Origin of the sequence: Sphingopyxis panaciterrulae, from assembly GCF_014199295.1 — a bacterium.
GTDB lineage: Bacteria > Pseudomonadota > Alphaproteobacteria > Sphingomonadales > Sphingomonadaceae > Sphingopyxis > Sphingopyxis panaciterrulae.
Window position 1 is genome coordinate 49882 of the sequence record NZ_JACIJH010000002.1, and the last position, 13180, is coordinate 63061.

The 13180-nt window shown below is 66.9% G+C and carries 13 protein-coding genes and 1 pseudogene; 4 read left to right on the top strand and 10 right to left on the bottom strand.

The genetic code is table 11. The features are described from left to right. Positions 1–33: 33 nt before the first annotated feature. The 6 genes and pseudogenes from dut to FHR21_RS04265 form a co-directional block, all read right to left on the bottom strand. Positions 34–495 (bottom strand): annotated as a pseudogene (gene dut / locus FHR21_RS04240) (dUTP diphosphatase); the annotation flags it as partial. Continuing rightward, positions 458–1720: a bifunctional phosphopantothenoylcysteine decarboxylase/phosphopantothenate--cysteine ligase CoaBC gene (coaBC, locus tag FHR21_RS04245; RefSeq protein ID WP_184095692.1), complete on the bottom strand. Its 1263-nt coding sequence runs from the start codon at positions 1718–1720 to the stop codon at positions 458–460. The pseudogene dut and the gene coaBC, both read right to left, overlap by 38 nt. A gap of 5 nt (positions 1721–1725) precedes the next feature. Then, complete coding sequence (locus FHR21_RS04250; RefSeq protein WP_184095694.1) at positions 1726–2022, bottom strand: CcdB family protein; 297 nt, start codon at positions 2020–2022, stop codon at positions 1726–1728. Continuing rightward, positions 2022–2282: a type II toxin-antitoxin system CcdA family antitoxin gene (locus FHR21_RS04255; protein WP_184095696.1), complete on the bottom strand. Its 261-nt coding sequence runs from the start codon at positions 2280–2282 to the stop codon at positions 2022–2024. Before FHR21_RS04255 ends, FHR21_RS04250 begins: the two co-directional genes overlap by 1 nt. Before the next feature lie 44 nt (positions 2283–2326). Then, complete coding sequence (gene ubiB, locus FHR21_RS04260) at positions 2327–3871, bottom strand: 2-polyprenylphenol 6-hydroxylase (RefSeq protein ID WP_184095698.1); 1545 nt, start codon at positions 3869–3871, stop codon at positions 2327–2329. A 121-nt stretch (positions 3872–3992) separates the two neighbouring features. Beyond that, on the bottom strand, positions 3993–4730 hold the full coding sequence (locus FHR21_RS04265) for a class I SAM-dependent methyltransferase (RefSeq protein WP_184095700.1): 738 nt from the start codon (positions 4728–4730) through the stop codon (positions 3993–3995). Positions 4731–4824: 94 nt separating this feature from the next. Here FHR21_RS04265 and mutM point away from each other — a divergent pair, with 94 nt between their 5' ends. From mutM to dnaA, 3 genes are all read left to right on the top strand, one after another. Continuing rightward, the gene (gene mutM, locus FHR21_RS04270; RefSeq protein ID WP_184096453.1) at positions 4825–5637 is read left to right on the top strand and encodes a bifunctional DNA-formamidopyrimidine glycosylase/DNA-(apurinic or apyrimidinic site) lyase; all 813 of its coding nucleotides are present in this window, start codon (positions 4825–4827) and stop codon (positions 5635–5637) included. A gap of 303 nt (positions 5638–5940) precedes the next feature. Next, complete coding sequence (rpsT, locus tag FHR21_RS04275) at positions 5941–6204, top strand: 30S ribosomal protein S20 (protein ID WP_053555971.1); 264 nt, start codon at positions 5941–5943, stop codon at positions 6202–6204. 489 nt (positions 6205–6693) lie between these two features. Continuing rightward, the gene (dnaA, locus tag FHR21_RS04280) at positions 6694–8049 is read left to right on the top strand and encodes a chromosomal replication initiator protein DnaA (RefSeq protein WP_184096455.1); all 1356 of its coding nucleotides are present in this window, start codon (positions 6694–6696) and stop codon (positions 8047–8049) included. Positions 8050–8138: 89 nt separating this feature from the next. Here dnaA and FHR21_RS04285 read toward each other — a convergent pair whose 3' ends face one another. From FHR21_RS04285 to secB, 4 genes are all read right to left on the bottom strand, one after another. Continuing rightward, positions 8139–8828, bottom strand: coding sequence for a DUF4136 domain-containing protein (locus FHR21_RS04285; protein WP_246427057.1), 690 nt, complete (start codon positions 8826–8828; stop codon positions 8139–8141). Between the two features lie 130 nt (positions 8829–8958). Next, positions 8959–9975 carry a tryptophan--tRNA ligase gene (trpS, locus tag FHR21_RS04290; RefSeq protein WP_184095704.1) on the bottom strand — a complete coding sequence of 339 codons (1017 nt, stop codon included), beginning with the start codon at positions 9973–9975 and terminating at the stop codon, positions 8959–8961. Positions 9976–9978: 3 nt separating this feature from the next. Beyond that, on the bottom strand, positions 9979–11577 hold the full coding sequence (gene murJ, locus FHR21_RS04295; RefSeq protein WP_184095705.1) for a murein biosynthesis integral membrane protein MurJ: 1599 nt from the start codon (positions 11575–11577) through the stop codon (positions 9979–9981). 143 nt (positions 11578–11720) lie between these two features. Beyond that, positions 11721–12236 (bottom strand): protein-export chaperone SecB, encoded by a 516-nt coding sequence (gene secB / locus FHR21_RS04300; RefSeq protein ID WP_184095707.1) that lies wholly within the window; start codon positions 12234–12236, stop codon positions 11721–11723. A 245-nt stretch (positions 12237–12481) separates the two neighbouring features. Between secB and FHR21_RS04305 the strand changes: the two genes are divergently transcribed. Continuing rightward, positions 12482–13177, top strand: coding sequence for a Tim44/TimA family putative adaptor protein (locus FHR21_RS04305; RefSeq protein ID WP_184095709.1), 696 nt, complete (start codon positions 12482–12484; stop codon positions 13175–13177). The last annotated feature ends 3 nt before the right edge of the window (positions 13178–13180 follow it).

The window sequence follows — 13180 nt, forward strand, 5'->3', positions numbered from 1 at the left end:
GGCGCCGTCCGTGTCGTCGCTTGCGCTCGCCACGCCGGTCGACCCGAAGCCGCCCGCGCCGCGCGCGGTTGCGTCGAGCGTCTCGACCTCGGCGAATGCCGCGCGCTGCACCGCGGCGGGGACCAGTTGCGCGATGCGGTCGCCGCGCCGAATCTCGAAATTATCGTCGCCCAGGTTGGCGAGGATCACCTTCACCTCGCCGCGATAGTCGCTGTCGATCGTTCCCGGCGTGTTGAGGCAGGTCACGCCATGCTTGAGCGCGAGGCCCGAACGCGGGCGCACCTGTACCTCATAACCGGGCGGGATCGCCATCGCGAAGCCGGTTGCGACCGCGTGCCGCGCGCCGGGGCGCAGCGTCAGCGATTCGGCCGCGACGACGTCCATCCCCGCCGCGCCATCCGACGCATAGGCGGGCAGCGGCAGCCCGCCGCCGTTGGGCAGGCGCTGGATCGCGATCTCAATCGCGGGCGGGGGGCAGGCGGGCGTCGAGTTCATCGGCGATCTTTTCCATCAATTTGCGGGCGACCGCCTGTTTGGGCAGCCGGTCCCAACTGTCCACCCCGTCCTGGCTGACGATATGAACGCGGTTGGTTTCGCCGCCCATCGGGTCGGCGGAGACATCGTTGGCGACGATCCAGTCGCACCCTTTCTTCGCGAGCTTCGCCCGCGCATGGTCGATTACGTCGTTGGTCTCGGCAGCGAAGCCGATCAGCAGCGCTGGACGCTGCGCGCTTTTCGCCAGTCCCGCAAGAATGTCGGGATTCTCGGCGAGCGCGAGCGGCGGCACCTGCCCGCTGCCGTCCTTCTTGATCTTCTGCGCATGGGTATCGGCGGCGCGCCAGTCGGCGACCGCGGCGACCATGATCGCCGCGTCGGAGGGCAGGCCCGCCGCGACTTCGTCTGCCATTTCGCGCGCGGTCTCGACATCGACGCGCGTCACACCGGGCGGCGTGGGCAGCGGCACCGGTCCCGCGACCAGCAACACCTCGGCGCCGGCTTCGGCGGCGGCGGCGGCGATCGCGAAGCCCTGCTTTCCGCTCGACCGGTTGGCGATATAGCGCACCGGATCGATCGGCTCGTGCGTCGGCCCGGCCGTGACAAGGATGCGGCGACCGTAGAGCGGGCGGTGCCGAGAGGGCGCGAAATCGGGCTGGCCGGTCAGCGGAACAGAGGCGGGGGCGTGAGCCAGCGCCTCGTCGATCGCCTGCTTGATCGCCTCGGGCTCGGGCAGCCGGCCGGGGCCATATTCGCCGCACGCCATCTCGCCCTCGTCGGGTGCCATCACCGTCACCCCGTCGCCGCGCAGCGTCGCGATGTTACGCTGCGTTGCGGCGTGCAGCCACATCCGCACGTTCATCGCGGGCGCCGCGAGCACCGGCTTGTCGGTGGCCAGCAGCAGCGTCGTGGCAAGGTCGTCGGCTTGTCCCGTCGCCATCTTCGCGAGCAGGTCGGCGGTCGCCGGCGCGACGACGACCAGATCGGCCTCGCGCGAGAGCTGGATATGCCCCATCTCGACCTCGTCCTTGAGGTCGAAGAGGCTGGTGTAGACCTTGTTCTCGCTCAAGGCCGCAAGCGTCAGCGGCGTCACGAACTGCTCGCCCGCGCGCGTCAGCACGCAGCGCACGGTCATGCCCGCCTTGCGGAGCAGCCGGACGAGCTCGATGCTCTTGTAAGCGGCGATGCCGCCGCCGATGATGAGCAGGATGCGTTTCGTTGGCATGGAATTCAGTATCCCGTCAGAAGAACATCTAGGGCGCCGACGATCGTGAAATGCTCATCCTCCAGATTGGCCACCGGCCGCTGAAGCCGTTCGCGCGGGATAGCAAAGATCAACTGCGTCGCCATGACCAGCGTCTCCTCATTGACGGTGAGAACCGGATTGAGTCGGGGAACCGGGTCGAAGCCCGCGGCTGGCATAAGGGGGACGACGACGCGCGTGACGAGGTCGTCGAGCAGGTCGCTTTGGCAATCGAGCAGGAAACCCAGGCCACGCGATCCTGGATAGACGTCGTATCGCGCCATCAGAACTGCCGATATTGGTCATACGGCATGCCGTTTTTGCGGATATAGTCGTTCCAGCTTTCGATCGCGGCGCGATTCTCTTCCTTCCACGCCGCCTCGCGCGCTTTCTTCACCTCGGCGGCAAGGCCGGTCTGGCAGGCTTCGCTGACGTTGATGCCGAGCTTCCTGGCCTCTTCGACCAGTTCGGCATTCAGCGAGACGTTGGTCGGCCTTTTCGGGGTCGGCTTCTTGGGGCCTTCGAATCGCGCCGGACGGTTCATCGCCATTCTCCTTGCGCATAAGATATGCACATTCCGGCTAAGCTTCAACCCAGCCAGTACAGCAGCCCCGCCCCCGCGGCTGCGCCGATGAGCGCGACCAGCGCATAGCGCCACCCAAGGCGCTTCTCGCCCGGCTCCCACATCAGCGGAATGTCGGGCAGCGGCGGGGCGGGCGGCGCGGCGCCCTTCCTCGGCAATTGCTCGTCGAGGCGGCGGATGATGTCGGGGATAAGCGCCAGCGTCCCCGCCTGCTGGCGGATGCCGTCGGCGAGCGCGGCCTCGGGGCCCAGTTCGTCGCGAATCCAGGCGCTCACGAACGGCCCTGACACGTCCCACATGTTGATCTTCGGGTCGAGCATCGTCGCGACGCCTTCGACCATTACCATCGTCTTCTGGAGCAGCAGCAGGTGCGGCTGGGTCTGCATGTCGAAATCGCGCGTGATCGCGAACAGCCCGTCGAGCATCTGCCCGACGCTGAGCTCGCTCACCGGCTTGCCGCGCATCGGCTCGCCGACCGCGCGCAGCGCCGTCGCGAACTCCTCGACGCTGTGATAGTCGGGGACGTACTGCGCCTCGAAATGAATCTCGGCGACGCGTCGGTAATTGCCGGTCGTGAGGCCATAGAGAATCTCGGCGAGCCAGTAGCGCGCCTGCCGGTTGATCCGCCCCATGATGCCGAAATCGACCGCGGCGATCGTCCCGTCGGCCTTCACGAACAAATTGCCGTGATGCATGTCGGCGTGAAAGAATCCCTCGGCGATCGCTTGGCGCAGGAAGGCGTGGACGAGGTTCGCCGCGAGCCCCTCCATGTCGTGCCCCGCGGCGATCAGTTGGTCGCGGTGTGAGATCTTGATGCCGTCGATCCAGTCGAGCGTCATCACGCGGCTCGCGGTGCGGTCCCAGTCGATCGCGGGCACTTCATAGGTCGGGACGCCGACCATCGCGTCGGCGAGCTCGGATGCCGAAGCCGCCTCGCGCCTGAGGTCGAGTTCGCGCAGGGTCCAGCGGCGGAAATTGGCGATGACCTGGCGCGGGCGGAGGCGCGAGGCTTCGCCGCCCAGCGCCTCGAGATGCGCGGCCGCCCATTCATAGGTTTCGATGTCGCGCGCGAACTGCTTGTCGATGCCGGGGCGGCGCACCTTGACCGCGACCGCGCGGCCGTCGGTCGTCACCGCGCGGTGGACCTGCGCGATCGAGGCCGAGCCGACCGGCTCGGGGTCGAATTCGGCATAGAGCGATTCGAGCGGCGCCTCGAAGGTCGCCTCGATCTCCTGCCGGATGCGGTCGAAGGCGACGGGGGGCAGGGCGTCCTGCAGGCTCAGCAGGTTGCGCGCCGCTTCCTCGCCGACAAGGTCGGGGCGCGTCGCGAGCGTTTGTCCCAGCTTGACCGCGGCGGGGCCGATCGCCTGGAAGGCGGCGGCATAGTCGGGCACCTGCGGCTGGATCGTCCCCAGCCGCGCGATCCGGCACAGCCGCTTGACCCCCGGCGGAGTCTGGGGAGCCGTCTCGATCCCGCGCAGCGCGCCGTGGCGTGCGAGAATGCGGCCCCAGCGCAGCAGACGGACAATATGGGTGACGGGACGGGTCATATCGTGTTCCCCTCCCGCTTGCGGGAGGGGTTAGGGGAGGGCATGTCGAGGGCAAAGGGCAGCAAACAGGCCCTCCCCCGACCCCTCCCGCAAGCGGGAGGGGAGAAGAAAGGAACAACCCTCACGCCTTCCATCCGCTGTGAATCGCCACCAGCCCGCCCATGATCGGCTCGACCTTCACCGCGCTGAACCCCGCATCGCGGATCATCTTCGCGAATGCGGGCATCGGCGGAAAGCGGCGGATCGATTCGATCAGATAGCGATAGCTGTCCTCATCCTGCGCGATCAGCTTGCCGAGCTTTGGCACCAGATGATGCGAATAGGCGTCATAGACCTGCGCAAAGCCCGGCCATTCGTTGGTCGAGAATTCGAGGCAGAAGAAGCGGCCGCCATAGCGCAGCACGCGATGCGCTTCCTTCAGGGCCGCGGGGATGTCGGTGACGTTGCGGATGCCGAAGGCGATCGTATAGGCGTCGAAGAACTGGTCGGGAAAGGACAGCTTCTCGGCATTCTGCTCGGACCAGACGAGGCTGGCGATGCCGCGCTCGGCCGCGCGCTCCATGCCCACGCCCAGCATGTCGGGGTTGATGTCGGCGACGGTGATGCTCGCGCCCGATGGTTCCATGCGGAATGCGATGTCGCCGGTGCCCCCCGCCATGTCGAGGATCGCCTCGCCGGCGCGGGGCTTCACCCGGCGCACGAAGCGGTCCTTCCAAAGCCGGTGCATCCCGCCCGACATCGCGTCGTTCATGATGTCGTATTTGCGCGCGACGCGGCTGAACACCTCGCCCACCATCGCCGTCTTGGCACCCGCGGGAACCTCTTCATAGCCGAAGCTGACGGTGTCGGGAGTGGGCATGGATGTGCGCCTTTGCGGGGAGGTGCGGAAGTGCGTTCCGGCCTTTAGCCGGGCCTTGTCGCGCAAGCAAATGGAGCGTAGCCGCATGAGCGATATGCCCGAACTCCCCGAAGTCGAAACCACCGTCCGCGGCCTCGCGCCCTTCCTCGAAGGGCAGCGGCTCGTCGCGGTCACCACCTTCCGCCCCGACCTGCGCCGGCCCTTTCCCGCCGATCTCGCGCAGCGGTTGACCGGCGCGACGGTGACGACGCTGTCGCGCCGCGCCAAATATGGCATCGTCTCGACCGACCGCGACGATCATATGATCTTCCACCTCGGCATGTCGGGACGCTGGCGTGCCGAAGGCGGAGAGGCTGGAAAGCACGACCATCTGCTCCTCGAAACCGCGGGCGGCCATCGGCTCTTCCTCCACGACCCGCGCCGCTTCGGGTCGGTCGATCTTGTCGCGGGCGATCCGCTGGCGCGTTTTCCCGCCTTCGTGACGCTCGGCCCCGAACCGCTTTCGGACGATTTCGATGCCGCCTATCTCGCGGGGGTGCTTGCCGGACGCCGCGCCCCGATCAAGGCGATGCTGCTCGACCAGACGGCCGTCGCGGGGCTCGGCAACATCTATGTCTGCGAGGCGCTCAACATGGCGCGCATCGCGCCGACGAAGCCCGCTGCCGACGTGCCGAAGGCGAAGCTCGCGGCGCTCGTCCCCGCGATCAAGGAGGTGCTGACGGCGGCGATCGCCGCAGGCGGCTCGACGCTGCGCGATTTTCTCAGCCCCGAAGGCGACCTTGGCTATTTCGCGAAGGACTGGCGCGTCTACGGCCGCGAAGGCGAGCATTGCGAATGCGGCGGTACGATAACGCGCATCGTGCAATCGGGGCGGTCGACCTTCTTCTGCCCCCAATGCCAGCGTTGATCGGGGCGCGGATATCCGATGTCGGATATTTCATTTCATGCTCGTCATGCTGAAACAAGTTCAGGGTGACGGATAATGGGAGGGCGCCCCCGAAGGCCGATTTCGCTGGGCGGCCACCGCATGAATCGGCCCGAAAAGCATTGACCTGCCCCCGCTTCGTGGCTATGGGCGCACCCTTCGAGCAGGGTCCGGACATCCGGAACCGGCCGCATCCGGACATTGATTCGCCGCCCGCGCGCGATTCGGCTGCTCCGCTTTCGGCTGTGCTCCGACCGTTGAACCGATTGGATTTTTGAGGAACTTATGGCCAATACGCCGCAGGCAAAGAAGCGCATCCGCCGCAACACGGCGCGCACGATCGTCAACAAGAACCGCGTGTCGCGCATCCGCACGCTGGTGAAGAAGGTCGAAGCCGCCGTCGCCGCCGGCGACAAGGACGCCGCCGCCGCGGCGCTCAAGGCGGCCCAGCCCGAGATGGCGCGCGGCGTCGCCAAGGGCGTGCTTCACAAGAATACCGTCGCGCGCAAATATTCGCGCCTGACCAAGAGCGTCAACGCGATCGCCTGATTCGCGCATCGACGCTCGTCCGATTTCAGGGACCCGCCGGACTCTGGTCCGGCGGGTCTTTTTTATGACCTCGACAAGTCGCAACTGTTGCAGCGCGGTAAGTGCCGGATTTATCGCGATTCGTTCTCGCACCGAATCTCGGCTCCTAGTATCTGTTTGAAAATAAATAAAAATATTATGTTTTCATGCTTTTCCGAGGGGTCGGACGAGTCAAGCAGATTATTTCAGATTTTTTACGCGGCCTGCCCTTGATCGACTCTCTCACTCCTGCCTAACAAGGGGTGTCGCCGGCCCTCGCCGGCGACCGCCACATCGACATGATTCGTGTTCGTTCGGGCCGTGCGCCCGGGACGACGTGCCTGCGTCTGCCGCAGGCGACGAATCGCTGCGCGTGCGGCCACGACCGCGTGGCCATGAGGTTCGGGGAAAGGGGCAGATCAGGTGAGGCAAGGCGGACATGGCTATGGGCAGGATGCGGGACAGGAGGCGATGAGCGGCGATGCCGCAGCGCTCTGGCCGCGCGTTGCCGAAGGGCTGCGCCGCGACCTTGGCGTCCGCACCTTCGACCATTGGCTGAAACCGGTGCGCTTCGCCGATTATTGCACGCTGTCGGGCGTCGTGACGCTCGAGACCGCGAGCCGCTTTTCGGCGAACTGGATCAACGAACGGTTCGGCGACCGGCTCGAACTCGCGTGGCGGCATCATCTGCCGTCGGTGCGTTCGGTGCTCGTGCGGGCGGGGAACGCGACTGCCGAGCGCGGCGCGGTCATGGCGGCGACGCCGCCGCTGCCGACTTTCGAACCGCCGGCCGCGCCCGCGGCACCATCGCCCTTCGACGCGAAGCTCGGCTTCGACCGCTTCATCGTCGCGCGCAGCAACATCCTCGCCGCCAACGCAGCGCGCCGCATGGCGATGGAGGAAGCACCGCAGTTCAACCCGCTCTATCTCTGTTCGGGCACCGGGCAGGGCAAGACGCACCTGCTCCATGCCATCGCGCAGGCTTATGCCGCGGCGCATCCGACCGCGAACATCATCCTGATGTCGGCGGAAAAATTCATGCTCGAATTCGTCGGTGCGCTGCGCGGCGGCGACATGATGGCGTTCAAGGCGCGGCTGCGCGCCGCCGACCTGCTGCTGCTCGACGACCTTCAGTTCGTGATCGGTAAGAAACCGACGCAGGAGGAATTGCTCCACACGATCGACGATCTGATGTGCGCGGGCAAGCGCCTCGTCGTCACCGCAGACCGGCCGCCGGCGATGCTCGACGGGGTCGAAGCGCGGCTGCTGTCGCGCCTGTCGGGCGGATTGGTCGCCGACATCGAAGCGCCCGAGGACGATCTGCGCGAGCGCATCATCCGCCAGCGCCTCGCCGCGATGCCGATGGTCGAGGTGCCCGACGACGTCGTCGCCTATCTGGTCAAGCATTTCACCCGCAACATCCGCGAACTCGAAGGCGCGCTCAACAAGCTGCTCGCCTATGCGGCGCTGACCGGCGCGCGCATCGACCTGATGCTCGCCGAGGATCGGCTCGCCGAAAATGTGCGCAGCGCGCGTCCGCGCATCACGATCGACGAGATCCAGCGCGCGGTCTGCGCCCATTACAAGCTCGACAAGTCGGAAATGGCCTCGAAGCGTCGCGTCCGCGCGATCGCCCGGCCGCGCCAGGTCGCCATGTATCTGGCGAAGGAACTGACGCCGCGCTCCTACCCAGAGATCGGCCGCCGTTTCGGCGGGCGCGACCATTCGACGGTGATCCATGCGGTGCGCACCGTCGAGGCGCTGCGCGTCGCCGACGGCGAACTCGACGCCGAAATCGCCGCGATCCGGCGGAGCCTGAACAGCTAACGTCGCGTCGCTTCAGCGCAAGGCGACGGAAATAAAAAGCCCGCCATCCGGTCGGAGGGCGGGCTTTTCGCTTCGACGGGTGGAGGCGCTCAGCCCTTTTCGGGCGGCGCCACCGTGATCCGCACCCGTTCGCCCGAATTGCCAGGGAAGCCGGTGAACATCGCCTGCACCAGATTCGGCACGATCGCGGTCAGGTCGTTGTCGCGCGACTGCGCCTGCGCGCGGCCTTCGAACAGGCGTTCGCCGGTCCCGGCGCGGTCGATGCTGAGGTTGAGGTCGCTCGTATAGACGGTGTAGCTGGTGACTTCATTGTCCCAGCCGCCTCCGAAGCCGCCGCCCCACATGAAGGGGTCGTACCAGCCGGTGACGTAGCGGCGTCCGTGGCGACCGCGCACGATGACCGGGCGATAGAAGCCGCGGCCGTACCAGCCGCCGTACCAGGGATCGCGAAAACCGGGCGTACTCACGACGCGCTCGCGGCCCTTGTCGATGCCATAGTCCATGTGGACGATGAAATCGGCCTTCTCGCCCGGCGCCGCGGGGCGATAGCCGTAGCGGGTCAGTTCGCCGGCGACGAGATTGGCATATTGACCGAATTCGATCCCCCCCTCGAGCGAGGGGTCGTTCGTCTCGACGACGAAGCTCTGGCCCTGCGGCGCGGGAAGCTGGGTCTGGAAGCGCGCGACGTCGGCCTTGAACGGGGTCGCGCAGCCGGCCAGCGCCAGCGCCGCTCCTGTCAGGGCGGCGAGACCCAGTCGCCGGAAGTTCATCTTGCTCATGGTCATGCTCCGTGATTCGGTGCGCGCTTCTCGCGCGCTTTATACCATGACTACGTCAAAGCGACTTAACCTTGGTTGAACCCGCTTCGTCGCAGCTTTGTTCCCTTTAAGCCCCTTTCCCGCCGCCCGGTCAACGGCAAAGGCCCAATATGGCATAGGTGGCGTCGAGCGTCGGTTTTGCAAGCGCGCGTGCCTTCGCAGCGCCCTTGTCCAATATCGCGTCGAGCGCCGCGACATCGTCCTTGAGCGCGACATAGCGGGCGTTGATCGGCGCCAGCCTTTCGACGAGCAACTCGCCGAGCGCCGGCTTGAACGCCCCGAAGCCCTGGCCCGCATGGTCGGCGAGCACCGCGTCGATGCTGATGTCGGCGAGCGTCGCATAGATGCCGACCAGATTGCGCGCCTCGGCGCGTCCTTCCAGTCCCGCCGCCTCGGATGGCAGCACTTCGGGGTCGGTGCGCGCCTTGCGGATCTTCTGCATCATCGTGTCGGCATCGTCGGTCAGGTTGATCCGGCTCATGTCCGACGGGTCGGACTTCGACATCTTCGCCGCCCCGTCGCGCAGGCTCATGATCCGCGCCGCGCCCGGCGGGATGATCGGCTCGGGCAGGGTGAAGACCGGCGCATCGGGGCTCGCATAGTCGTTGTTGAACTTCTGCGCGACATCGCGGGCCAGTTCGAGATGTTGTTTCTGGTCCTCGCCCACCGGAACGTGCGTCGCCTGATAGAGCAGCACGTCGGCCGCCTGCAGCACCGGATAGGTATAGAGCGCCGCCGACGCACTTTCGCGGTTCTTGCCCGACTTGTCCTTGAACTGCGTCATGCGGTTCAGCCAGCCGAGCCGCGCGGTGCCGTTGAGCAGCCATTGCAGCTCGGCATGCGCCGGGACGCGCGCCTGATTGAACAGCGTCGATCGGTCGGGGTCGATGCCGCAGGCGACGAGCGCCGCGGTCATCGCGCGCGTATTGGCGGTCAGCTCGGCCGGCACATGCGGCATCGAGATCGCGTGAAGGTCGGCGAGGAAGAAGAGGCAGTCGCCGCCCTGCGCGGCGGCATCGTCCTGCATCCGCACCCAGTTGCGGATCGCGCCCAGATAATTGCCGAGGTGCAAATTTCCGGTGGGCTGGATGCCCGATACGATCCGCATGGTCTACTCCTGTGTCGGCGCCGCTCCGTTGCGGGCGCGCCGCCGCGTGAGCATGGCGAGCAGATCCTTGTCAAGCGCGCCGACGAGGAAGGCGGCGGCAAAGAAGGCCGCGCCGCCCGCGGCGACCAGTGCGGCGAGCGACCAGGCGCGCTCGAACGCCGAGCCGCCATAATGGTCCGCGAGCATCGGCATCATCCACCACAGCAGCGCCGCCATGACCGCGACCGCGACAAGCTGGCGCAGGATGGCGAGGGCAAGCTTGCCGGTGAAGTGGAACCAGCCGCGCCGGTGGAGGATGATATAGAGCAGCAGGCAGTTGAGGCTCGCCGAGGCGGCGGTCGCGCCCGCCAGGCCGACGATGCCGTAGCGCTCGACGACATAGAGGTTGATCGCGATATTGACGATCAGCGCCGCGAGCGCGGTCCACACCGGCGTCCTGGTGTCCTCGCGCGCGAAGAAGCCGGGGTTCAATATCTTGACGATGACATAGGCGGGCAGCCCGGCGACGAGCGCGACGACGATGTCCGCCATGATCGCGCCGTCGGCGGCGGTGAACTTCCCCCCGACGAAAAAGGCCGCGGTGAAGGCCGGCGCGCAGATGGCGAGCGCGGCGGCGGCGGGCAGGGTCAGCAGCGTCGCCATTTCGAAGGCGTTGCTCTGCAGCCGCTGCGCTTCGGCGGCGTCGCCCACATGGATATGGCGCGACAGCATCGGCAGGATCGCGGTGCCGAGCGCGATGCCGACGATGCCGAGCGGCATCTGGTTCAATCGGTCGGCGAGCTTGAGCAGGGTCAGCGATCCCTGCGGCAGCGAGGTGGCGAAGAAGGTGTCGACGAACTGGCTGACCTGATAGATTCCGGCGCCGAAGGTCGCGGGCAGGATCAGCATGCCGAGCCGCCGGACCTCGGGCGTCAGCTTCGGCAGCCGCAGGCGTAGCTTCAACCCCTCGCGACGCACTGCCCACCAGAGATAGGCGAACTGCGCGACCCCGGCGAGGCTGACCGAGATGGCGAGGATGATCGCGACGATCCGGTCGTCGTGACTGTCGCCGCGCAGCCACCAGCCGAGGATGATGCCCGAAATCAGCAGGATGTTGAGCAGCACCGGCGCGAACGCCCCGGGCGCGAAGCGCGAGCGCGCGTTGAGCAGGCCCGAGAGCATCGCGACGAGGCTGATGAGTGCCAGATAGGGGAAAGTGACGCGGCTCAGGAACACCGCGAGTTCGAACTTGCCGGGAACCGCCTGATAATCGCGCGCGAGAATCCACACGACCCCCGGCATCGCGACCATCATGATCGCGGAAAAGACGAGCAGCGCCCACAGAAAGACCGACAGCACGTCGTTGGCGAACCGGTCCGCCGCGCCCTCGCCCCCCTCACCGTGCAGCGTCCGGCTGTACATCGGCACGAAGGCGACCGAGAAGGCGCCCTCGGCAAACAGGCGGCGGAAGGTGTTGGGCAGGATGAAGGCGAGCTGGAACGCATCGGCGGCCAGCCCCGCGCCCAGCACGCGCGCGAGCAGCATGTCGCGCACGAAGCCGAAGATGCGGCTGATCAGCGTCAGCCCGCCGATCGTCCCGACGTTTCTGACCAGACTGCTCAAGGCGCAAGGCGCCTGGAGCGAGTGGGGGGGTGTTCAGAGACATTCGTCATTGCGAGCGGAGCGAAGCAATCCAAGGCTGCCTTGAGCCGCGCTGGATTGCCACGGGCCTTCGGCCCTCGCAATGACGATGCGGGCAAAGGGCCTCAGGCCTCGCCGACCGGCGTCGGAATGCCCTCGGCGCCGCCCTGCTGTGTCTGGAGCTGCTGCATGAACAGGCCGTGGAAATCGATCGGTTCGAGCAGCAGCGGCGGGAAACCCCCGTCGCGCACGGCATCGGCGATGACGCGGCGCGCGAAGGGGAACAGGATGCGCGGCGCTTCGGCGAGGAAGAAAGGCTGAAGCTGGTCCTCGGGGACGTTGCGGACCCCGAACAGGCCGGCATATTGAAGCTCGATGACAAAGGCGGTGCCGTCGGACGACTTCGACTTGACGTCGATCTTCAGCACGACCTCGAACAGATTCTCGCCCACGCCCTCGGCGCCGATGTTGAACTGCACGTCCATCTCGGGCGCGGCCTGCCACTGATAGACGGCGGGCGCATTGGGATTTTCGAACGACAGATCCTTCACATATTGCGAGATCAGCCCGATCGCCGGGCTGTTGTCCTCGCCGTTGGTCAGCGTTTCGGGGGTGAATTCGGTTGCGGTCTCGTCGGCCATGGAATCGGACTTTCAACTGGAATCGGATCGGAGCCCCTTGCGCTGCCAAGCCCCAGTTTCCGGCGGCGCGGGCGGTTGCGGCGCGCTTAGCAGCGGCGGACGGGCAGCACAATGGGGCTGCCGGATGGGACGTCCGCGGCAACTCCGCCGGGCGCCGGGCGTTGACCTTCCGGGCTGCGCCGGTCATGGACATTTGAATCATGGCGGTGCATCGCCTATGTTGGATTCGACTTTCCCCGGCCCGCATGCGGGCCTGCATTGGACTTTTGCCCGTGACCGCTTTCTCGATCGTCCTGCTCGCCATGATCGCCGCCTTCCTCGGCATGCGGCTCTATTCGGTGCTCGGCAAGCGGACCGGACACGAGCAGGAGCCGGTGCTGCCGCGCCGCGAGGAGCGGACCGCGCCGACGCCGCTGCGTCTCGACGACGCCGATGTGGCCCCCGCGCCGCGCGATGCGGCCGCCGATGCGTCGAACCTCGTCTATGAGCCCGCCGCGGAAGCGGGCCTGCGCGCGCTGCTCGCGAGCGACCGTCATTTCGACGCCGGCCGTTTCATGGAGGGCGCCGAGGCGGCGTACCGCATGATCCTCGAGGCCTATTGGGCGGGCGACCGCGACACGCTGCGCGACCTGTGCGACGACGACAGCTATCAGGCCTTCGCCGATGCGATCGCGGCGCGCGAGGCGAGCGGCGAGCGGCTCGACAACCGCCTCGTCGGCATCGATTCGACGAAGATCGTCGCGGTCGAGGTCGGCCGCAGCGAGGCGCGCATCACCGTGCGCTATCAGGCCGATATCAGCGCCGTGACGCGCGATGCCGACGGCAAGGTGATCGCCGGCTCGCTCAGCGACGCGGTGCCGACGACCGATCTCTGGACCTTCCGCCGCACCCTCGGCAGCAGCGACCCCAACTGGCTGCTCGACGAAGCCGAAACGGCCTGACGG